The 21,273-nt window shown below is 42.5% G+C and carries 24 protein-coding genes; 21 read left to right on the top strand and 3 right to left on the bottom strand.

The annotated features are described in order from the left end of the window. Positions 1 to 211: 211 nt before the first annotated feature. From FFM64_RS11900 to FFM64_RS11910, 3 genes are all read left to right on the top strand, one after another. Complete coding sequence (locus FFM64_RS11900) at positions 212 to 472, top strand: DUF2187 domain-containing protein (RefSeq protein WP_137608257.1); 261 nt, start codon at positions 212 to 214, stop codon at positions 470 to 472. 188 nt (positions 473 to 660) lie between these two features. Then, positions 661 to 2,073, top strand: coding sequence for an MFS transporter (locus FFM64_RS11905; protein ID WP_137608258.1), 1,413 nt, complete (start codon positions 661 to 663; stop codon positions 2,071 to 2,073). Positions 2,074 to 2,237: 164 nt separating this feature from the next. After that, a complete protein-coding gene (locus FFM64_RS11910; RefSeq protein WP_137608259.1) occupies positions 2,238 to 3,491 on the top strand; it encodes a hypothetical protein in 1,254 nt (417 codons plus the stop codon). Positions 3,492 to 3,535: 44 nt separating this feature from the next. Here FFM64_RS11910 and FFM64_RS11915 read toward each other — a convergent pair whose 3' ends face one another. Next, positions 3,536 to 4,441, bottom strand: a complete 906-nt coding sequence (locus FFM64_RS11915) for a metal ABC transporter solute-binding protein, Zn/Mn family (protein WP_137608260.1) — start codon at positions 4,439 to 4,441, stop codon at positions 3,536 to 3,538. A 169-nt stretch (positions 4,442 to 4,610) separates the two neighbouring features. Here FFM64_RS11915 and FFM64_RS11920 point away from each other — a divergent pair, with 169 nt between their 5' ends. The 9 genes from FFM64_RS11920 (at position 4,611) to FFM64_RS11960 (ending at position 11,408) form a co-directional block, all read left to right on the top strand. After that, positions 4,611 to 5,141 carry a CvpA family protein gene (locus FFM64_RS11920; RefSeq protein WP_137608261.1) on the top strand — a complete coding sequence of 177 codons (531 nt, stop codon included), beginning with the start codon at positions 4,611 to 4,613 and terminating at the stop codon, positions 5,139 to 5,141. A 229-nt stretch (positions 5,142 to 5,370) separates the two neighbouring features. After that, positions 5,371 to 5,739 (top strand): dihydroneopterin aldolase, encoded by a 369-nt coding sequence (gene folB, locus FFM64_RS11925; protein ID WP_137608262.1) that lies wholly within the window; start codon positions 5,371 to 5,373, stop codon positions 5,737 to 5,739. Continuing rightward, positions 5,729 to 6,229: a 2-amino-4-hydroxy-6-hydroxymethyldihydropteridine diphosphokinase gene (folK, locus tag FFM64_RS11930; protein ID WP_137608263.1), complete on the top strand. Its 501-nt coding sequence runs from the start codon at positions 5,729 to 5,731 to the stop codon at positions 6,227 to 6,229. Before folB ends, folK begins: the two co-directional genes overlap by 11 nt. Before the next feature lies 1 nt (position 6,230). Beyond that, positions 6,231 to 6,800 (top strand): GTP cyclohydrolase I FolE, encoded by a 570-nt coding sequence (gene folE / locus FFM64_RS11935; protein WP_137608264.1) that lies wholly within the window; start codon positions 6,231 to 6,233, stop codon positions 6,798 to 6,800. Positions 6,801 to 6,813: 13 nt separating this feature from the next. After that, positions 6,814 to 8,157: a bifunctional folylpolyglutamate synthase/dihydrofolate synthase gene (locus FFM64_RS11940; protein WP_137608280.1), complete on the top strand. Its 1,344-nt coding sequence runs from the start codon at positions 6,814 to 6,816 to the stop codon at positions 8,155 to 8,157. Next, positions 8,147 to 8,749: a non-canonical purine NTP pyrophosphatase gene (locus FFM64_RS11945; protein ID WP_137608265.1), complete on the top strand. Its 603-nt coding sequence runs from the start codon at positions 8,147 to 8,149 to the stop codon at positions 8,747 to 8,749. The genes FFM64_RS11940 and FFM64_RS11945 overlap by 11 nt, the downstream gene beginning before the upstream one ends. 9 nt (positions 8,750 to 8,758) lie before the next feature. Next, positions 8,759 to 9,907 carry a dihydropteroate synthase gene (gene folP, locus FFM64_RS11950; RefSeq protein WP_137608266.1) on the top strand — a complete coding sequence of 383 codons (1,149 nt, stop codon included), beginning with the start codon at positions 8,759 to 8,761 and terminating at the stop codon, positions 9,905 to 9,907. After that, positions 9,904 to 10,431 carry a DNA-3-methyladenine glycosylase I gene (locus tag FFM64_RS11955; protein WP_137608267.1) on the top strand — a complete coding sequence of 176 codons (528 nt, stop codon included), beginning with the start codon at positions 9,904 to 9,906 and terminating at the stop codon, positions 10,429 to 10,431. The genes folP and FFM64_RS11955 overlap by 4 nt, the downstream gene beginning before the upstream one ends. A gap of 227 nt (positions 10,432 to 10,658) precedes the next feature. Further along, the gene (locus FFM64_RS11960; protein ID WP_137608268.1) at positions 10,659 to 11,408 is read left to right on the top strand and encodes a CPBP family intramembrane glutamic endopeptidase; all 750 of its coding nucleotides are present in this window, start codon (positions 10,659 to 10,661) and stop codon (positions 11,406 to 11,408) included. Between the two features lie 45 nt (positions 11,409 to 11,453). On the opposite strand, the gene FFM64_RS11965 is transcribed toward FFM64_RS11960, so the two are convergent. Beyond that, the gene (locus FFM64_RS11965) at positions 11,454 to 12,341 is read right to left on the bottom strand and encodes a cation diffusion facilitator family transporter (protein ID WP_137608269.1); all 888 of its coding nucleotides are present in this window, start codon (positions 12,339 to 12,341) and stop codon (positions 11,454 to 11,456) included. A gap of 139 nt (positions 12,342 to 12,480) precedes the next feature. On the opposite strand from FFM64_RS11965, the gene FFM64_RS11970 reads away from it, so the two are divergent. The 8 genes from FFM64_RS11970 to FFM64_RS12005 all read left to right on the top strand — a co-directional run bounded on the left by FFM64_RS11970 (position 12,481) and on the right by FFM64_RS12005 (position 18,433). Then, positions 12,481 to 12,825, top strand: coding sequence for an ArsR/SmtB family transcription factor (locus tag FFM64_RS11970; protein WP_137608270.1), 345 nt, complete (start codon positions 12,481 to 12,483; stop codon positions 12,823 to 12,825). A 137-nt stretch (positions 12,826 to 12,962) separates the two neighbouring features. Further along, positions 12,963 to 13,595, top strand: a complete 633-nt coding sequence (gene trhA, locus FFM64_RS11975) for a PAQR family membrane homeostasis protein TrhA (RefSeq protein ID WP_137608271.1) — start codon at positions 12,963 to 12,965, stop codon at positions 13,593 to 13,595. Between the two features lie 152 nt (positions 13,596 to 13,747). Next, positions 13,748 to 14,056 carry a DMT family transporter gene (locus FFM64_RS11980; RefSeq protein WP_137608272.1) on the top strand — a complete coding sequence of 103 codons (309 nt, stop codon included), beginning with the start codon at positions 13,748 to 13,750 and terminating at the stop codon, positions 14,054 to 14,056. 16 nt (positions 14,057 to 14,072) lie between these two features. Then, positions 14,073 to 14,453, top strand: coding sequence for a DMT family transporter (locus tag FFM64_RS11985; protein WP_137608273.1), 381 nt, complete (start codon positions 14,073 to 14,075; stop codon positions 14,451 to 14,453). A gap of 635 nt (positions 14,454 to 15,088) precedes the next feature. After that, entirely contained in the window at positions 15,089 to 15,883 is a 795-nt protein-coding gene (locus tag FFM64_RS11990; protein WP_137608274.1) for a hypothetical protein, read from the top strand. 758 nt (positions 15,884 to 16,641) lie between these two features. After that, positions 16,642 to 17,271, top strand: coding sequence for a hypothetical protein (locus FFM64_RS11995; protein ID WP_137608275.1), 630 nt, complete (start codon positions 16,642 to 16,644; stop codon positions 17,269 to 17,271). A gap of 9 nt (positions 17,272 to 17,280) precedes the next feature. Continuing rightward, the gene (locus FFM64_RS12000) at positions 17,281 to 17,916 is read left to right on the top strand and encodes an ATP-binding cassette domain-containing protein (protein WP_137608276.1); all 636 of its coding nucleotides are present in this window, start codon (positions 17,281 to 17,283) and stop codon (positions 17,914 to 17,916) included. Next, positions 17,903 to 18,433 carry a hypothetical protein gene (locus tag FFM64_RS12005; RefSeq protein ID WP_137608277.1) on the top strand — a complete coding sequence of 177 codons (531 nt, stop codon included), beginning with the start codon at positions 17,903 to 17,905 and terminating at the stop codon, positions 18,431 to 18,433. Before FFM64_RS12000 ends, FFM64_RS12005 begins: the two co-directional genes overlap by 14 nt. A 73-nt stretch (positions 18,434 to 18,506) precedes the next feature. On the opposite strand, the gene FFM64_RS12010 is transcribed toward FFM64_RS12005, so the two are convergent. Continuing rightward, positions 18,507 to 19,634: a vitamin B12 independent methionine synthase gene (locus FFM64_RS12010; RefSeq protein ID WP_137608278.1), complete on the bottom strand. Its 1,128-nt coding sequence runs from the start codon at positions 19,632 to 19,634 to the stop codon at positions 18,507 to 18,509. 451 nt (positions 19,635 to 20,085) lie between these two features. Here FFM64_RS12010 and FFM64_RS12015 point away from each other — a divergent pair, with 451 nt between their 5' ends. Further along, positions 20,086 to 21,132 (top strand): AI-2E family transporter, encoded by a 1,047-nt coding sequence (locus FFM64_RS12015; protein ID WP_137608279.1) that lies wholly within the window; start codon positions 20,086 to 20,088, stop codon positions 21,130 to 21,132. Positions 21,133 to 21,273 lie beyond the last annotated feature (141 nt).

Raw genomic sequence — 21,273 nt, forward strand, 5'->3', positions numbered from 1 at the left:
TGGGGGATCGCTCCCTGCGAGGGTAGGACGTTGCCATGCAAACGAAGGAATCGATTAATTCGGTTCCTTTTTTCGTGTCTAATGCTAAAAATCAATTTGATTGTTGACTAGCGCAACTAATGAAAAACGGTGCAAATTAGAGACCAATAATTGTTATTCACAGCATTAAGTGATATGTTATTAGCATATTTTATGAAGTGGAGTGATAGTAATGGCTAAAATTACTGTGGGGGATCGGGTCAAATGCCAGAAAAATGGTAACACCGATTATGATTTTTATGCTAAGGTCGAGAAAATCTATGAGAACTCTGCCTATGTCACAATTACTCATTACGATGTGCGTGACGACATTAATGTCGTTGAACTTCAGTACCGGGCAGTCATCTCACTTAAAAAGATGACCGTTGCGCAACCTTCAGACGAAGAAAAAGAAAAAATGCAGGCTGTGAGCGCAGCGATGTTGGCCGAATAAACCAGTTGGGGGACTGGAACTTTTATTAAGCATCAAGTAAACTAGTTTGATAAGTTTGTGAAAGTCACCAGTAAATCTGCTGGTGACTTTTTTGACGTGTCATAGCGGTGACCTGTACAATTTGAGTCAGAATGGTTACAATAGGACTGTTAGTTAATAACTGTTCTAAAGTAAGAGAGGAAGATTTTATGAACGACGCAAAAGCGACACCGACATTGGCAGGTCGTCGACGTTTCTGGTTTATTTTTACATTGCTGACAGGAACTTGGACGATGTCAATCAGTCAATCCTCGTTATCAACAGTGTACCCAACGTTTATGCGGGATTTTGGTATTTCAGCGTCCACAGTTCAGTGGCTGACGACTGGCTTCATGTTAACCATGGTGGTGATGATGCCAATCAGTCCATGGTTACTAAACAATATTGGTTTTAAGAAATTATTTTTAACGGTATTAGTGTTATTCGATTTGGGTTCAATCATTATTTATTTTGCGCCCAGTTTTGCGATTATGATGGTCGGTCGGCTAATCAAAGCCGCTGCTGTGGGCGTGTTGTTTCCTTCTTACCAGTCGATTCTCTTAACGATTACACCAGAAAATAAGCGTGGCTCGACAATGGGAGTTGCGGGGTTGGTGATGGGATCTGCCTTAGCATCAGGTCCAATTATTTCGGGTGTTGTCTTAAAGTTTACCGATTGGCATGGTCTTTTCTTAGTCTTCATTACTGTTGCGACCATCCTGATTTTCTTGAGTTTTATGACCATTCAAGATGTGATGGTCAGCAAGCCGTCTAAATTGGATACAATTTCAATCGTCATGTTATTAGGGTTTGCTGGTATCCTGTATGTTGTGAATGAAATTGGTAAACCGAATGTCAACTGGACTTTTGGTTGGCTACTATTGATCGTTTCCATCGCAGCGGTTGCCTACTTTACCTACCGTCAGTTTCATCTGGCAACACCCCTGCTTGAATTGCGGGTCTTGAAGACATTTAATTACGACGTGGCGATTTTTCTGACCGCAATTTCATACGTGGCGCTGATTGTTGTGACCATCGTCTTCCCACTTTACTATCAGGGTGTCTTAAAGGTTTCGCCATTTATTTCAGGGTTGTCGTTAGTTCCTGGAGCGGTCTTTCTAAGTATCTTAAATCCGTTAACTGGCCGCTTATCTGAAAAGTTTGGCTATAAGCAAATCATGCTGTTTGGGATGGGCATGATTGTGGCGGGTTGGCTAGTCCTAGCACTGATTCCGACAAAATTAACGTTGCTGGCAATGATCTTGATTGCCGCGCTAATTGAGGGTGGCAATGCCTTTGTCATGATGCCGGCGGTAACCTTGGGAGCCAACTCATTACCTGACCAGCTGATCTCACATGGAACCGCGGTAATCACGACTGTGCGTCAAATATTGGGCTCAGCTGGGGTTGCGATTGCCACGTTGATCTTATCAAATGTAACGGCTAAACAACTACAAGCTGGTGTTCCAACACTCACAGCCAACTTGCATGGTTATCATGCTGTTTTCATAACGATGTTAGCAGTTGAGATTGTGGGCTTCATTTTAGCGTTATTGTTGCGTGATGATCGACAAAAAGCTTAAGTTAGAAGGACTGTAACCTAGTTGCGGTCCTTTTTTATTGCGCCAAAACGAAAGCGCTTTATAAACTGCTTGGCACGGTTAATATAAAGGCTATACTAATAGTTAATTAACACCAAAATTAAGCGACGCACTGGCTGATTGACGACATAAGGAGGGTTCGGGCGATGCCAACAGGACTAAAGCTATTGTTGTGGTTTCTGGGATTTATCACTTCTTCACGGTGGGAGTCACTAATTAAGATGATTGTCATGTGGGGACTGGCAGCGGCAGTGATGTGGTGGTATTTGGCTAGGACAGTTGATGATGAGCGGGTGAATGGTAGTCTAAACAAAGTTGGTACCAAGCGGATGCTGCAGTTACTAGTCGTTATTATGATTATTATGCCGCTGATTTTGGGTGCCGGGACTAACTTCACGCAATTAATCTATGCCTTTAATTTAGATCAGGATTTGTCAGGGGATAAAGTGGCGTTAAAAGGTGTGTGGCCAGTAATTATGGTTGTCGCCGTGAGCTTATTTGGGACCTGGACCTATGCTTGGCACTTAGTCGTGACGTCACTGCAAAAGTCAAAACTGAGAGACCGGATTGATCACTATTTGAACTTTAACCGGGTTTTGAATTTGGGTGAGACCTGTTTGATCGTTGGCTCGATGGCGTTAATCAGTCTCGTTTATATGGGGGTACAAATCATTTCTTCTAAAACAATGAAGTGGCTTATCTTAGTTGAAATGCTCTTGTTTATTGCGGCTTTAATCTGGCTAGTTCTGCGGGCAGTCCGGTTGTTACGCGAGTTTCGACTGAAATGGATTAAAGCCACTATTGGTCCCAAAGAACAGGTTGAGAAATACTACCATGTGCCGACTAACGCAGAGTCATACGATGTGATGCAGGCGAATCATTGGATTTGGACGATTCCAATCGTGGCGAACCTTGGCCTACTAGGGTGGCTATTTTGGTGGTCTTCAGCAGGACATCAACGAATGTTGTCTCATCAGAACGACATTGCCAAAAGTGCGCTCATCGCGAAAAAACAGCGTCAGAAGCCTAAGGACTATACTAAAAAATGGCGTGCTGATCCTGAATATCGCCAGCAGATTCGGCTTGCCAGAAAAAATGGTGACAGCTACACTGGGGGGACAACAATAGGTGAGGTAATTGCACACATGGGGAAACCTAAGGGCGTGGATTATGTGCCTGGAGAAGATAATCCGGATGTGCGGGTCGTTTATTGGCCTGAGGCGTATGGCAATTGGGCGATTAATACCGTCAGTTTGTATGTGATCATGCCTGGAAAACTGAATGATGCTCGGGTTTATAAGATTGATTACGATATTGACGAAACGACGACTGCCGAGGAATCCTCAGAAATGGATTCAGAATATGCCGCCAGAAAGCATCACAAAAAAGTTGAGCAATAAAATGACGCTCGTTGAGAAGTGTTTTCTCAATGGGCGTCATTAGTTTAATTGGTTTGTGTTTGAATCTTGGCTAATTGTTGATATTGCTTCAGCATCCAACTGGTGTAAGTTTGACCAGCAGGTAACGTTTCGGTGACCTTAAGTACCGGAACGTTGTTTTGATGGGCCAACTTCACCATGTTATCCACAATATTGCTGTCAGATTGGGTGTTTTCAACAAAGAACGCAATTTGATGTTTTTTAATTGCAGTTTGCATTTGCTTAATATCTTTGGGTGAAGGATCAGAGCCTTCCTCAATTGACTTGGCAAAGTGCGTGTTACTGACCTGATAACCCATTGCAGCGAGTGAGTAATCAAAGACCGGTTCACTGACGGCAACTTTCTGACCATGGGCATTGTGCTTCAATTGAGCAACCGTTTTAGTCAGTGGCTTCAAGTTCGCTTGATATTCCCGTGCCTGCTTGAGAAAATACTGTTTGTGTTCTGGCTGAATCTTCGCTAATTCCAGCGCAATTTGATGTGCGAGCTTGGGCATTGTTGTGGGGTCGTACCAAACGTGCTCATTGGCGCCGTCTTTTTTACCCGCGATGGTCGTGCCAACCTGAATGACCTTAGCGTTGGTTGCCTTGTTCACGACGAGCTTGCTCATCCAGTCGTCATAGCCTAGACCATTATAAATAATGAGGCTGGCGCGACTTGCCACCTTAGCTGTTTTGACGGTGGCTTCAAAGTCGTGTGGGTCAACACCCGGCCGATTGATAACTGAAGTGACTTCACCATATTTTCCAGCGACTTTTTGGGCAGTTTGGCCGTAAAAATCTAAACTCGCTAGGATTTTGATTTTACCATCTGCGGTTGGGGTGGCCTGGTTGCTCGTCTGGCAGCCAGCCAATAGTCCTCCCAGACTAATTAGCAGGACTAAACTTAATAGGAATTTTTTCAAAGGCATCCTAACGCTCCATTTCTGTTTTTAAATAGTAATTGTTACTATTAAACTTTAACGAAGAAATGAATGCAAGTCAAGGTGCTAAGGAAAGTTTAATTTTTGAGTGAAATTAGCGCAACTGCCGTGTGAACCTGATAAAATAAGCATACGACTTATTGAGGGGGAACTCAGAATGATTTTTACCATTGTCATCTTATTACTATTGTTGACCGCAATATTGCGCGGGTTTCACCGCGGCTTTGTGATTGAAGTCCTACATTTGGTTGGGACAGTCGCTGTTTTGATTTTTGCGCGGGTCTTTTATCAATCGTTAGGCACGAGTCTGCGAAATCTACTAGGGGGTCTAAATTTAATTGATCCCAACACGGCGAGTTCGTTGGTGATTAATTTAGTTTCATTCTTTATTCTAACGTCGATTGGATGGGCTGTGATTCGACTGTTGATTCGACTTTCACGAAAAGTCACTTGGCTGCCAGTTATTAAGCAAGTCAATAGCGTGGCTGGCGGGGCTGTTTCGTTTATCATTTCTTATCTGGTCATCTTTGTGGTACTTTCAATTGCCAATCTCATTCCAACAAACTTCATCCAAACGCAGATGAGTGGATCGCCGGTAGCCACGTTCATGGTTGAAAAAACACCGGGATTAACGAGCCAGTCGCTGAGCCAAATTTTTAAATTTGAAACCGATTCTCAAAATTCTTAAAATACCTGAGCGGTCCGGTGATAAACCCGGCCGCTTTTTTGGTACCATGGGACTAAATTCTGGATATTTGGCGGATTACTATCACTTAAAGGGGGCTTCATGCTATGATTATTGGTAGTTTAAAACTTGAAAGACTTGAAGTTGTTGTTAGGCGGGATTAGTGTGCGATCACAGATTTTAAACTTTTAAGTTTTAGTGAACGTCAATAAAAAGCGGAAGAGGGATACTCATGGGAATGATTCGCATTAACAATGTGCGTTTTCACACGTTTAATGGTGTGTTACCAGAAGAAAGGCGCAATGGGCAACAGTTAGCGATGGATATTGCAATCAAGTATCCAATCGAAGCAAAGGTCCAGCACGATGACGTGCATGAGACGATTAATTACGCCGAAGTTCGGGCAGTCATGGCTGACTTTGTGTCGACACATTCTTATAAGTTGATTGAATCGCTAGCGAATCAATTGTTAAAAGTGTTGTTGGTCAAGTTTCCAACGGTCGATAGTATTAATTTAAAAATTCGTAAGTACAGCGTCCCCATGCCAGGTATTTTTGATAATGTTGAGATTGAGGTGGAGGGGACGCCAGATGGCAAGTGATGAGCGCGTTTATTTAAGTGTTGGCTCGAATATTCACCCGCGGGTGGCGAATATTAAGCAAGCACTAACAATGTTACGACACTTGGATGGCGTTACCGTGCTGGCTAGTTCGAATTGGTATGAGACTGAGCCGTGGGGGAAACGGGATCAGCCTAATTTTTATAATGTGTCGGTGGCTTTGACGACCACGTTAACGCCACACGACTTACTAACTGAACTACATAGGATTGAGCACTTAGGCCATCGTGAGCGTAAAGTTCACTGGGGTCCACGCACGATTGATTTGGATATTATTTTTTGGGGAAATCGCCGGATTCAAACGCCGGAACTAACAGTCCCACATGCCCACGCGGCAGAGCGTAACTTTGTGTTATTACCAACTGCTGAAATTGCCCAAACGGATTCACAGGTGGGACCCCAAGTACAGGCGATGATTACAGCGAATACTGATCAGAGCTGGATTAAAAAAGTAAGAAATGTGAGTGAGTAAGATGATTGATGAAAGTAAGCAAGCAAAGATTCGTCACGCGGTTCGTGACATTTTGGAAGCCGTCGGAGAAGATCCTGATCGGCCGGGTCTTGTAGAAACACCAGACCGGGTCGCACGGATGTATGCCGAAGTTTTTGCGACTAAAACGGCGGCACCTTTTGACAACTATAAGTTATTTAAAGTGACTGAGCCAACCGAAATGGTGCTCCTAAAAGACATCCCATTCTATTCAATGTGTGAGCATCATTTGTTACCATTCTTTGGGACGGTACAAGTGGCGTATGTTCCACAGAATCAGCAAGTAATCGGCTTAAGTAAGATTCCACGCCTGATTGACTATTGTAGCCAACAACCCAATGTGCAAGAACGGTTAACCGTGTCGATTGCAAAAGAACTTCAACGGATTTTAGATCCTGCTGGGATTGCGGTGTCGATTTCTGCCCGTCACATGTGTATGGAAATGCGCGGCGTCAGCAAGCCAGGGGTTCAGACTGAAAGTAGTTATTACAGTGGTCAGTTCAAAACTGATTTAGACTTGAAACGTGAATTTCTCCAACGAATTGCAAATTAAAGCAGGTGACGGTGTGGTAGAAGCAACGATTCAACAACAATATGAAACGCTAGTTGCCCAGTTAAATCAGGCCATGCTGGTGACGAAACACGATCGGGTTCCCTTATTGCGACGGATTATGGCGCATCTGGGGCAACCGGATCGTTATTTTCATGTCAGCCATTTAGCGGGGACTAACGGTAAAGGTTCGACTGGTGCAATGCTGGCGAGCGTGTTACAAGCGCAAGGCTATCGTGTCGGTCGCTTTAGTAGTCCGGCAATCAATGATGAGCGCGAACAACTACAACTGAATGGTCACTGGATCAGCCCAGCCGATTTTATTGATTCTTATCATGAAATTGTGCCCGTGCTGACCAATATGGGACTCAAAGTTGCGGATATTTCAATTTTTGAATGGTATTTTCTGATTGGCATGGTCTGGTTTCGCAATCAAAAGGTGGATTGGGCCATGGTTGAAGCAGGACTGGGTGGGCAATATGATGCGACCAACGCCCTCGCTGGACCGCAATTAACGATTTTTACTAAAATTGCGCTAGATCATCAGAAGATTTTAGGGTCAACGATTACGGCCATTGCACATAATAAGTCAAAAATTATTAAACCCAAGACGCAAGTCGTCACGTTGGCGGATCAGAATCCGTCAGCCTTAACGGTGCTACAAGCGGAGGCAGAACGTCAAGGGGTACCATTAATTCAAGCACAACAATTACAATTGACGGTTGAACAGGCCACGATTGATGGCTCAATTATTGACGCGACTAGTGACTTATTTGCTTGGCAGAAGTTGCAGTTAGGATTGGTGGGCCAATATCAAGTCCAGAATTTAGGCTTAGTTTTGACCGCCGTGGCGGTACTCCGACAACAGCGGGTAACGATTAGTGATGACGCAGTTCGAACCGGTTTACGCCAAGTCACGCTGCCAGGTCGTTTGACCGTGTTACAAAAACACCCGGTTATTTTGGCGGATGGTGCGCACAATCCAGATGGGATGCAGGCCTTGGTCAAGAGTGTCCAAGCATTGTTGCCACAACGGCGGCTAATTTGGGTCGTCGGGGTCTTACGCGACAAAGATTATCAAACGATGTTGGCAACATTGTTACCAGCAGCAACTGTCCTGATCACGAATACGCCGGCAAATCCACAACGGGCCTTACCAGCAACCCAATTGGCACAGACGGCAACGGCTTTAGCGTCACCAAACAAACCAGTGGTTTTAGTGGCGGCTGATATCCAAGCCGCGTTAAAATTAGCACAGGAAAAGGCAACGATTGATAGTGTTATTATTGTCACAGGATCATTTTATGTGATGCGTGAGTTACAACAACAAGGTTGGCAGGTGTTACCAAATGACCATTAACTGGGTAATTGCGTCTAATAATCGTGGTAAAAGTCACGATTTGGCGTTGTGTTTAGCTTATTATGGCTTGGCCGCAGAGAACTATTTATCGCAAGCCAGCCGGTTAGTGTTTCCAACTGAAACCACGACCAGCTACGTTGAAAATGCGTTAACTAAGGCGGAATTCGCAGCACAGCAACTGCAAAGACCAGTGATCGCGGATGATAGTGGGATTGAATTACCAGCATTGCCAGATATATTGGGCGTCACCACTGCCCGTGATTTAGGTGAGCAGACGAGTGGGGGCGACCGGAATGCTGAGATTTTGGCCGCGTTGCAGGCAGTACCGGCAGCGCAACGCCAAGCCGTCATGCGATCGACGTTAGCGGTTGCTTGGCCGGACGGTCGGTCATTGACGACTCAAGCGACGGTGACTGGTTTTATTGCCGAAAATCAAATTGGCAATTATTCTGGTGGCTTTGATCGCCTATTTTGGTTGCCCCAGTTTGGTCGAACTTTAGCTGAATTACCAGATCAATGGCGGCTGCCAGTGACGCATCGTGGGCAAGCCGCACGGAAATTAGTGGAACAACTGAAGCAGATGAAAGGATAGGTGCCATTCATGTTAGTTCAAGACATAACGAGTTCCTTTGCCGGTGCAACAGATTTTGCGAGCCAAGCATTGCGAGCAGAAGCTGCCCGTCAGCAGCAAGTCGTTTTACAATTTAGCGATTATAATCGGGAACAACAACTCAAATTAACGCAACTTTGTCATCAGTTGGATGGGATTGTGCAAGCGAGCCCCACTCAATTGACGGTGTTATTGAGCCAAAATGCTGGTCGGTTGTTGACGAAACAATGGCCCCAAGTTTTTCATAACCATGCCACCGTGCAGTTACAGTTGACACAAATTATGAAACAATATGAAGTCTACTGGCAAGCTGGAACCAATCGCTTCAATCTCACGAAACGGCCAATGATTTACGGCATTATGAATATTACACCTGATTCATTTTACGATGGCGGGCGCTACGAGACGATGGACGATGTCTTGAATCATGTCGATGACATTCTACAAGCGGGTGCCGATGTGATTGAGGTTAACGGCCAAACCACGCGGCCGGGTTTCAAAGAAGTGACGCCAGAAGTTGAATTAGACCGAACGTTACCTTATATTCGGGCAATTAAACAGCGTTTCCCGGAAGCTGTGTTAGCCATTGATACGTATAAATATCCGGTTATGCAAGCCGTTGTGACCGAGGGTGTTAGCATTATTAATGATGTGAATGCCTTTACGGATGATCCGCGCAAGTTGGCGTTGATGGCCGACAGTCGTGTTGGGTTATTAACGATGCACAGTAGTCGTGACCAAGAATACGCGGATTTGACGAGTAGTATGCGGCATTTCTTTGAGCATAATTTGGCGGAATTAACTAGCGCTGGCATCGACTTGGAACGCATTGCGTTAGATCAAGGGATTGGGTATTCAAAAGTCGCCCATGGCGAGCAAGATTACGTCATGATGCGCAATATTGACGAATTCAATTACTTACAGCGCCCAATGATGGTTGCTATCTCACGTAAGGGCTATTTGGGCTTGTTATTGGGCTTGAAAAAGGAAGACCGACTCCCAATGACCTTGGTTACCGAAGCGGCGATGATGCTCAAGGGTGGCCGAATTATCCGGGTTCATGATGTCGCTGAAACCAAGCAATTGATTACGTTGTTGGATCGGATTGAAAATGGTTACTGGTTGGCGGCGCCACAATGATTGGACCTGATGATTTCCATGAGTTTACGGCGGATGGCGTTAAGGATTATGAGGCCTATTTTGGGACCCCGACGCACGATGATCACGTTTTGTTTGAACTCTTGATTGTGGGTATTTTACAAACGGGTTTGGGATGGCGTGTGGCTGCGAGTGAGTTGCCAGTGTTGCGTCGTGAAATGGCTGGTTTGCGGATTGATCGGGTGGCGGGTCTGGATGAACCGGACTGGGAACGCTTGATGCAAACGCCTGGTGTGATGCATAATGGTCGCAAGTTACATGCGATTATTCAAGATGCGCGTGCGATTGTGAAACTTCAAACAGCATATGGCAGTTTCAGCGCCTATTTGTGGCAGTTTGTCGATGCGACGCCATTTATTATGCCGGCACCGGATGATGAGCTACCAACACGATCGCCATTAGGGTCACGGGTCGCGAAAGAGTTGCATCGACAGGGCTTTACCTTTGTCGGCCCCGTTGTGACGCATATGTTTTTGCTAGCGGCGGGGATTATTAAATTAAGTTAAGCTGAATGGTTGTCCATGGTTGGATAACCATTTTTTTATATGGCTGAAAACGACAATTAGTTAAATCTTCCCACTTCCGGTTGTTGCTGATAGCAATGCGGACGTGGGAATGGTTCAATTTTTAGAAATTAACGCTAACGTTTAGCTTGTTTGACGGGATGTTGGCACTATTAAGCGCTAACAATTGTATACTTTACGGGAACCGATAAAATCGTGGGGCGATAGATATGGTAACCAGAAGTAGAAGCTTTTATGGTGTCGGCATTAATTTTGTTTTAGTACCGATAGTTTTAACCTTTTTTCCGTACTTAATTAAGTTCGCTATTCCAGAAAATTGGGGTCAGCTAGCCGATGATGTTGCGATTGTGGTGATTGCAGGTTTACTTAATCATTATTTTTGGCACGTTAAGATTCAGTTTTTCAATCGCCAGCGATTAGGCAGACAACTGTTGCAATGTTTACCAGCAATCCTATTCCTATTATTTTCTCGACTGCCAGTTTGGTTAGATGTGTCATGGCAACGGTTGAATAGCCAAATTCTACTAACGGTTATTTTTATTGCGCTAGCAGAAGAGTTGGTTTTTCGAGGCTTGTTATTGCCTTTGAGCTTGTCGTTAACGCATCAGCATGCATTCTGGGCTGTGTTGATCAGTAGTATCGGGTTTGGTTTTGCTCATATTGTAAATGTGGCGCACATGCCGCTTGCGGTTGTCTTGTTACAAATAATCCTAGTTGTAGCGACAGGAATTTTGTGGGGGACGGTCTATTTGACCACGAATAATCTGTCATTGACGATTCTGTTACACATCTTGGACGACTTACCGTTGCTTTTGACTAAACCAGCCGGGGGACTGTCAACCGTGAGTGCGAGTCAGATGGCCTTAGCAGCCGTGATTTACTTGGGGATTACCATAGTTTTCTGTGGCATCTCATTGTTACAACTGCATTGGTCACATATGGCCGAAGCGCGGCACTAGTGCGAAAAAAAGCAGCCCGTTTAATTAACAGGCTGCTTTTACTGACTAAATAGAGCTATCGGTGGTTTCATAGTCAACTTTACCGAGTTCAATTTGAATGGTAATGTGCGTGAGTGGAAATTGCTCACTGAGTTGTTTGTTCATTTGTTCAAGAAATTCGTTGTTGTGATCCAGGGTGCTACGACAGAGATGAACGGTCATGGCCGTTTCTGTCGTGCTCATCCCCCAAATGTGTAAATCGTGAACTTGGTTGATGGTTGGTTGCGCCATTAAAAAGTCATAAATTTTTGATTGGTCGATGTTGCTAGGAACAGCTTCGAGGGAATAGTTCATCGCATCTCGTAAGAGTCCCCAAGTTCCAATCAAAATAATCACGGCAATGAGTAATGAAATCACTGGATCTAACCAGAACCAGCCCGTCTTCAAAATGACAAAGCCCGCGACCACGACACCAATGGAAACACCAGTATCAGCAGCCATGTGTAGAAAGGCACCTTTGATATTCAGGTCATGCTTCTGGCCTTTCATAAAGAGGAAGGCGGTAAAGCCATTGATAACGACCCCAATGGCAGCCACGATGATAACGTCCCATTCGGCTACGGGGCCTGGATTGGATAGTCGCTGAACGGCTTCAACTGAAATTGCCCCAATTGCCACGAGTAAAAAGACAGCGTTGAAAAGTGCAGCTAAAATTGACGAACTCTTATAACCATAAGTATACTTAGCATTGGCGCTCTTGGTGCCTAGCCAAATGGCTAACCAGGAAATCAAAAGCCCTAACACGTCACTCAGGTTGTGTCCCGCGTCGGCAACCAGTGCTAATGAACCACTGGCAAAGCCGTAACTTGCTTCTAAAACGATAAATATTGAGTTTAATAACACGCCTACTTTGAAAGCAGTCGTTTCTTGTTGTACAGCATGTGTTTGTGCCATCAGACAATCCCCACCTTGTTCTTGAATTAAGTCTTTAAATTGCTATAATTATGAGTGATTAAACGGATACATGAATACCTGTTCATGTGTATTGTAACACCTTTACGATAAGGCAACAATCAGAAAAATGAGGTTGCGAATGAATTCAGAATTAAAACATGACACAATTGTTGATGCCTTAACGACCCTGATTCCACAGGATGCTGAGTTAAGCCGTATTACGGCGATTTTTAAAGCACTCGGTGATCCAACACGAGCGCGAATTATTTATGCGCTGGGTGTCTCAAAGCTGAGTGTCAGTGAATTGGAACGTGGCTTAGGGCTGACCCAATCTAATATTTCACATCAATTGTCCGTTTTACGGCAATTAAAGTTGGTGGTTGGAACGCGGAGTGGTCGAAATGTGCACTATCAGTTAGCGGACAAACATATTATTAGTATTTTTCAACAGGTCGCGGCGCATGCCGAGGAAGCTGAAAAATAGGACAGTCTTCGTGAGTGGCGAGGGCTGTTTTTTTATTAAAAATCATTAAATTTATATCTAGTTTTAAAGACTAGGTATCTTGATATTAAGACTATATGATGGTATGCTGTAACCAATAATCATTCGAGGTGACCGACATGCAATCGCGACGGTATCAAATTACTAACGAAGTTTTGAATTCAGTAACGCACGGCATCGGGTTGGTGTTAAGTATTATTGGTTTCGTTTTTTTGATGTTTAAAGCATTTGAAGATGGTCAGTCGTTAGAGTGGACGGCTTTTATTATTTATGGCTGCTCACTTTTGGTCCTTTATACTTGCTCAATGTTGTTTCACGGATTGTATTTTACGAAGGCCCGTGAGGTTTTTCGAATCCTAGATCATAGCGGGGTCTATGTTTTAATTGCTGGAACATATACGCCATACAGTTTGTTAGCTATTAAGGGCTGGCTTGGCTGGACGATCTTGTTAACCATCTGGGCTTTAGCAATTGCCGGAATTATGGTCAATGCGGTCTGGCCAGGAAAGTTGCGAAAGATTGAAACGGTGATCTATGTGCTGATGGGCTGGATGTGTTTAGCTGGTGGTCGCCAGTTATGGTCGAGTCTTGGTGTGACTGGCTTTTGGCTGTTAGTTGCTGGCGGCGTCGCCTTTACTTTGGGTGCCTTGTTATATAGTTTGCCACACGTTAAATACATTCATGTCATTTGGCACATTTTTGTGATGATTGGGACAACCTTGATGTATTTTTCAATTTATTTTTATATTTGACCTTAACTGCGCTATCTTGCCCAAGGTAGCGTTTTTATTTTGTCTTCATTTTGTCACGAAAATGTAATCAGCCAGGCGTATCTTTTCATTGCCTTTTTAAATAAACTTCCGTAGAATGGTAGGACAGCAGAAAATTTAGCGAGGTGATAAAGATGGCATACGGTTTATTATTTGGTGGCATTTTGATGGAAGTAGTCGGGAGCTTTTTTCTAAAGAAAGCTAACGGGTTTCGGAACTTGATACCGACGATTATGGTGTTAGTCGGGTATTTCAGTTCGTTGGTGTTAGTGACTTTGGCAATGCAACGCCTACCATTAGGGGTGACGTATGCCATGTGGGCCGGTCTCGGGACGGTGGCAACGGTAATCTTGGCCGTGGTCGTTTACCGTGAACGCCTAAGCTTAGCTCGAATTAGTGGGCTAATGGCGATTGTAATCGGTGCAATTTTGTTAAACGTTTAAAAAGGGGGGCTTTACAATGCGCGCATGGATTCAATTAGTTTTAGCTATCGGAGTGGAAGTCGTTGGCACGAGCTTATTAAAGTTATCGGCCGGCTTTCGGCACCCGTTAATTGGTATTTTAGGCATGTTGTTGTATGGTTTGGCAATTTTTAGTTTTTCACTGGCCCTCAGTCGGATTCCGTTAAGTGTTGGCTACGCCGTTTGGGCGGGTGTTGGCACAGCCTTTACCGGATTAATTGGTATTTGGGCATTCGGTGAAGTCTTAACTGGCGCTAAAACAATTGGCTTTTTAGCCATCATTATTGGTGTTATTCTATTGAACATTCCGGTCAAAGCGAGTGATGGTGCCGTTACCCCCACTGTGAGGCAACGCTGGCGTTCTCGGATGACCCGGTAAGTTTCAACCTTAAAATAAGTCTTATTAAAAAATAAAGATCCGTTCGGTAATGACTTGATTGGAGTCGTCACCGGGTGACAAAAAAAGACTAAGGTTAACATAGTGGCCTATCAAGGTTTACTAAGCTAACTTTGGCCTTTTTTGGTATGACAGAGATTTGAGGGAGTGCTTATTTTTATAAAAATACACATAAAAAGTAGAAGGGCTCTGGGATTAATGTATCGTGATAAAAATATTTGCCGAGCAATAAGTTAGTGAGCAAAAAAAATTTTTTAATGATTAAGTATTTCAAAGGATAATTAGAAAATAATTATCATATCCATTTATTCCATGAATGATTATGGCGCTTTATGGCGTTCTAAAATATCGACGTATCGCTTTAAATTTGCTCAATTGTAGTATTTGATAAACATTTCAAAAAGTAGTACATGAATTTATCAAAAAATGAAAATAATTGTATTGGACAAAATCACGATAATTCGGTGCTTGTGTGATTTAGACATTCCTGTATAGTTCTCTTTGTAGGGCTAGAAAAAATGATAAATAGTCTTTTAACTAAGGGCTATTTAATTTTCGATAGCATTAAATAGATCATTGTCAGATAAGCTATTAAACAGAGCGTCGGAGGTATAGAAATGAGTCATATTTGGTATCGATTTGATAAAAAAAGTATTGCGATAGCGATGTTGATTGCAATGATTTTGCCAGCCATTCAGTTTTATCAAAGATTGACTATTGCGGCAAGAGTTGATAATCGTTTCTGGGATTCACCATTCACACTTTGGATGGGTGTTGATAATTTCAGCTTTAGTACTGTCACCTACTACTTGCTGGTACCACTAATAGCTGCGTTACCAGTCGCAACGGTTGTAAGAAGAGATTTGGATAATGGCTTTTTGACGCAGTTAAGGATTAAAGGAACATTAAAAGTAGTCCTTCGGAGTTACCTGACCTGGTCTTTTATCTTGGGAGGATTGGTGGTTGCGGTGCCATTGTTGATCAATTTGATATCACTTGCGCTAGTCTATCCAAGCGTTTTTCCAGATAATTTATTAAATCAGAACATTTTAGTTATTAATCGCGATACACTTTTAGTTTCACTTTATTATAATCATCCATGGCTTCATTCGTTTTTAAGTCTACTTGTTGTCTTTTTCTGGGGAGGACTATTTGCAATGTTCACAACTACGATGTCTTTATTATTGAAGAATCGTTTTTTAGCACTTAGTTCAGGACTACTTCTACAGCTGTTTTTGATGCTGATTCAAGAATTTGGAATTTTAAAGGCTAGTATTGCACCAATAGATTTTATTAAACAGAGTGCCTCTTCTAACATTGACCTAGTTATCACACTTGAAGTCACATTGGCAATAGTTATTGTGATCTTGATTTTGTGGCAGAGAGGGGTGACCAGGATTGTTAACTCATAAGATAATCAGACAACAATTCCGCTATGCACCACTTTATTATAAGCCGATAGTGCTGGTATACATATTCACTGTACTGATGATACTCGTTAAAGTAGGCATGATTCGGCAAGGCACTGTGACGTTTCTGGATGTGTATTTCCGCTGGTTTGACGCGTACTTACTGGGACTCGTGTTTTTACCAATGAGTGCAATAATTTCTTTAATGACACTTGGCTTTCGGTCATATGATTACTTGTTGGGTGGTTCGAGAAAGGTGCTATATCAACAAATTTTAGTTCAATCCTTACTAGTTCAGACAGCCATCTGGTTACCGTGGTCGATGATCACGCTAATAAGTAGTTATACTTTTGACATTGTCTCAAACTATCAAGCTTGGATCGTAATTATTCTTAGTACCGTCGAGGTTTTTTTTAATCAAGTTTTTCTACTAGTTATGGGGTTAGTGGGATATGTCATCACTAAGAGCAAAACAGTAGGTTTGATGATAATTGTTGGTCTGAATATGTTGCTTTTTTCGCTATATTTAACAAAACACGTGACACCTTTCTGGAAGTTCACATTGTCGCAATCACCGTTAACTAAATTTACAAATGTTTTGATATTAGGCTTGATACTATGGGTATTACTATCGATTTTATTAGCAATTATAAAGAATAGGGATTATTAGAATGAAATTGCTATTTAATGTACAATCCCGCTATTTCTGTAGCATGATTCAGAAAAGGTTTTGGTTTCTAACGTGGAGCTACTTAATAATTGTGATTAGTTTTTGGGCCAAAATACCGCGAAAACAGACATTGTTAACAAGTATCCTGACAGGACCAGATTTCGCAGCAATTGAACAAGGACATCCATACTTACCGCCATTTTGGTTTGTGCTGATGATTTTACCAGCGTTTATTATTGGAGATAGTATTAGATTACTCCAATCAGAATTATTTACTAAAGCCAAGGGATTGAGATTTTCAAAGCGGGAATTTGGCTGCATAAATGTTATTTTAATCGCAGGAACAAACTTAGTTTATTTAGTGACAGTTTGTTCCGTGTTTATCTTGTTTGAAGCAGTAACTAGTGGGTGGCAGAACTTCATAAAACATGGGGGATTAACCAGCTACTTGGACTCGGGAGTAATGATTTATTTGATTCTGATATTGTTGGCATTGATTCAACAAATGAGTAGTTGGCTTAATCAAGCCTTTCTGTTGATAATCCCGATTTTGATACTAATAGCTACTGATTTTACGATTGCTAAATGGAATCCATTCAATTTGAGTCTATGGCCTAGAATGCTGTCAATCAATGGCAGTATGTTAAATTTTGCAATTATCAGTTGTATTGGCTTAGCCACTAGTTATATATACCTGTACGGAAAATATGAATTGAAATGAGATGACGAAATGAATTTAATTGAACTTCAAAATGTTAGTCGAAGTTTCTCCGGTAAAAAGCTGTTGAATGATGTTTCATTTTCAGTTGAAAAAGGATCTATCACTACGCTAGAAGGAATTAATGGTTCTGGTAAAACTTTGATTTTAAAAGCAATATTAGGACTCATAAAGGTATCTGGGAATATTACCGTGAATCGGAAACGAGTACTTGTTAGTGGTCGATATCCTGTCCAGGCAGGAGTGCTTATTGAGAAGCCAAGCCTACTGAATGAATTTTCAGCTTTTAAAAATTTACAATTAATTACTGACTTACTAGAAAGTTCAGATGACGACATGATTAAAGAACTTTTGATACAATTTGATTTGCCGATTGATAAAAAAACGAAAGTGAAGAAGTTTTCATTGGGTATGAAACAGAAGCTAGGAATCGCTCAGGCAATGATCGGTGGCTGTGAGTTGATTGTTTTGGATGAGCCCACTAATGCCTTGGATGAAGAGAGTATCGCGAAGTTGATAGTTACTATTAGGCAGATGAGAGAAGCTGGGTCAACATTTATCATTACTTCGCACGATCGAGAGTTTATCGAAGCAATTGCGACTAGGAGAATCGGGGTAAGAGACGGAGCAACCTATGAAGTGGCATAAAAAAACAAATTGGGTTTTGGGTGGGGTACTACTAGTTCTGATTGTGCTTTTTGTAGCGAAACAGTATTACACTGTGAATCAAGTTGCTAAACATCCCATTCACGAGAAGTTTTTTTTGAAGAATCAGTTGGTCAAAAGTGATTCAGTCAATTTTAGCGTGACTAATGTTAAGACGAAGACGGTTGGAAATGAGCGACGGGTCATTGTTACGATGAGATTACAACAATTTAAACCAAGCCATTATGGAAATATGAAGGGAAATCGTAATATTACTCATGCAATGTGGCTGAACGTTCCATATGGTTTTAGTAATATGAGTACGCCAATGCAACACACGGATGGTCGACAGTTTTCAAAGCGTGAAGTTGCAAGTCAGCAGGAAAAAACTGCTGTTTTCAACTTTACCACACGAGCTGGTGACTATAAATTACGCAATGCACCAGCAAGGTTGAGCATACTGATACCAGATAACGATAAGTTCACTAGCTTTACGAAATATTCAATGTTGCTAAGCTAATACTTCAAAGGTATTGTAAGAAAAAAACAGGTTGCAGTCTGATTAAGGCTACAACCCGTTTTTTTCTTACAAATTAGGCTTCTGGCCAAACTGATTTGGCTGTATCAATGACGAGTTGTAACTTGGCCCACTGATTGGTTTCGGTGAGTTGGTTACCTTCTTCAGTTGATGCGAAGCCGCATTGTGTGGACAGTGCTAAGTTTTCTAATGGCACCTTCGTTGCGGCGTCTTTAATGCGAGCAGTCAAATTGGCGGTTGTTTCGAGTTCTGGAAATTTAGAGGTGACTAAGCCTAAAACGATTCGCTTGTTTGTGTCACCGTTCCAGATTTGATCAAGGACGTCAAAGCTACCGGCACGTTGGTTGTCATATTCCAAGAACAGGCCATCGTAGTTAAGCTGACCAAGGTAGGGAGCGACAACATCGTAACTGCCTGAGAAGAGGTAAGTTGATTTGAAGTTACCACGACAGATGTGCGTCGTGACGGTCAAATCATCAGGTAAGTCAACTAAGGCGGCGTTTATGACCGTAACTGCGTCGGTAGCGAGCTTTAAATAGTGAGCATGGTCATCGGCACTCACGGTCTTATCATTTAATTTGCTGATCAAGAATGCCCAGGTCGTGTCGTCGAGTTGGATGTAACGACAGCCTAAGTCGTAAAAATGTTGAATGGTTTCATGATAGGCTCGGGCGAGATCTGTTAAATACGCGTCCCAGCTATCGTAGAATTTTGACCAGTTATCACTTCGGTTATCGCGGAATAACATCGTGGGTGAAGGAATTGTTTGCTTAGCAAGAACACCTGCAGGCACGATCGATTGTAGGTAGCTGAACGCTGCGAAGAACGGATGATCAGGATTAAAGGCGATTTTACCAGTTAATTCAGCATTATCCGTACGGGTGTGATCACCTTTGAATTTATAACTTTTGTGATAATCATATTTGCCGACACCGTTAAGGCCCCAGAGAAAGTCTAGGTGCCACCAACTGCGTGAAAATTCGCCATCAGTTACGGCGTGCAGGCCAAGCTTGACTTGTTCGTCAACAATTCGTTTGATTTCAGTCTGTTGAATCGTTAATTCTTGTTCAGCGGTAATTTCACCAGCAGCCAATTGGGCATGGGCTTTTTTCAAAGTGGCTGGTCGTAAAAGACTGCCAACGACATCGTAGCGGAAGGGAGCAGTTAAAGTTGTTTCTGTCATCAGTTAAGCACCTCATTAAGTTAGATTTAATTTAAGAATGAAAAAATCGTCCTGATTGATAATTACTATCAATCAGGACGACGTTTGGTCGGGTTACCACCTGGATTTAAAACCTTGTTGCCAAGATTTCCTCAATCGGACGGCGAGTTAAGCTCACGATCCGGTGCTGCGGTAACGGGCAGTTAAGTCGGCTAAGGCTTATCGCTAGATTCGCCTTAACGAATTTTTAATTCAGACCATCTTCGATAAGTTTCCTGGTATCGTCTCACCAACCCGATACTCGCTGAACAGTCCGCTTATCTACTCATCTTTTAATCATTCTTTAATGTTGAGTCTATGTTACCGGTTCTATTTTTGAAAGTCAAATTTATTTTTAAGGTGATGGTTGAAAACGGTCCGACTGAGATGGCAATGCTATAATGGCAACTAGCAATTAATTGGGGGCTCGGTTATGGATCGAATAATTCGTTTTTTTAAGCGTGATGATGTGGACCTATATCTCACGTTAGTATTTCTAATGATCGTCATTTATCTCATGCGGGGTTTCGCAACCGTTATTTTACTGACAACGATTTTTGCCTTTTTAGGGGTTAAGGTCAGTCATTGGTTGAACTTGAAGACGCACTTGCCCTATTGGATTGCGGTGATTGTCGTGTATTTGTTAGTACTGGGAATCTTTGTGGGTGCCTTATCTTATGCGGCACCAACGCTAGTGACACAGTTAAAGGTTATTCCGGATATGCTGGCGAAGGCCATCACGAATCATCCCGTTTTAAATAAGAATATTGATAAATGGGTCGATCAAGCAATTCATAGCAGCGAGCTAATTCAGAATGGTAAAAGTCTGCTCGTAACCGGGCTAAAAGAGGCCGGTCATATTGGAACCGGGTTCACACATGTGATTTTGGCTATTTTCCTCAGCTTTATTTTCACCTTAACGCGAGGCCGCATGATGAGTTTTGGCCGTCAGTTTTTGACGTCGAAATTCAGCAAATTCTTCCATAACGTCTATTATTTGAGTCGGAAGTTTGTTTTAATTCTCGGTAAAATTATCGAAACCCAATTAATCATTTGTACGATTAACACGATTTTGATGACAATTGGTTTTATGATCATCGGGATGCCAAGCATTATGGTATTATCGATCATTGTCTTCATTTTAGGACTAATCCCAGTTGCTGGCGTCCTATTGTCGATGATTCCGTTAACGTTGCTAGCATTTGCATCTGGTGGCCTAATCCGAGTCGCTTGGATTATCTTGTTAGTTGTTTTGATCCATGCCTTCGAATCCTATTTCTTACATCCACGTTTAATGGCGGATCGGACCGATTTGCCGGTCTTTGCAACGTTCATTACCTTGATTATTATGGAAAGTCTATTGGGTGCTTGGGGACTAATCGTTGGGATTCCAATCGTAGCATTCTTCTTGGACATTCTAGGGGTGCAAGACTCCGAACGAAAACGAGTGGCCTCAAAGAAAACCGATCCAGCTAAGTAGCAACAGAATTCGAAATTAAATGACCCACGATGATTACTGGAAAATGCCAGCAATTATCGTGGGTCTTTTTTCTACGTCTTGTCAATAGGAATGTTGTTGAATAAACGATTCATGATAAAAATATAGGGCATTGGTTCGGTG

The sequence above is a fragment of the Lactiplantibacillus daoliensis genome (genome assembly GCF_005405005.1).
In the GTDB taxonomy this organism is placed as follows: domain Bacteria; phylum Bacillota; class Bacilli; order Lactobacillales; family Lactobacillaceae; genus Lactiplantibacillus; species Lactiplantibacillus daoliensis.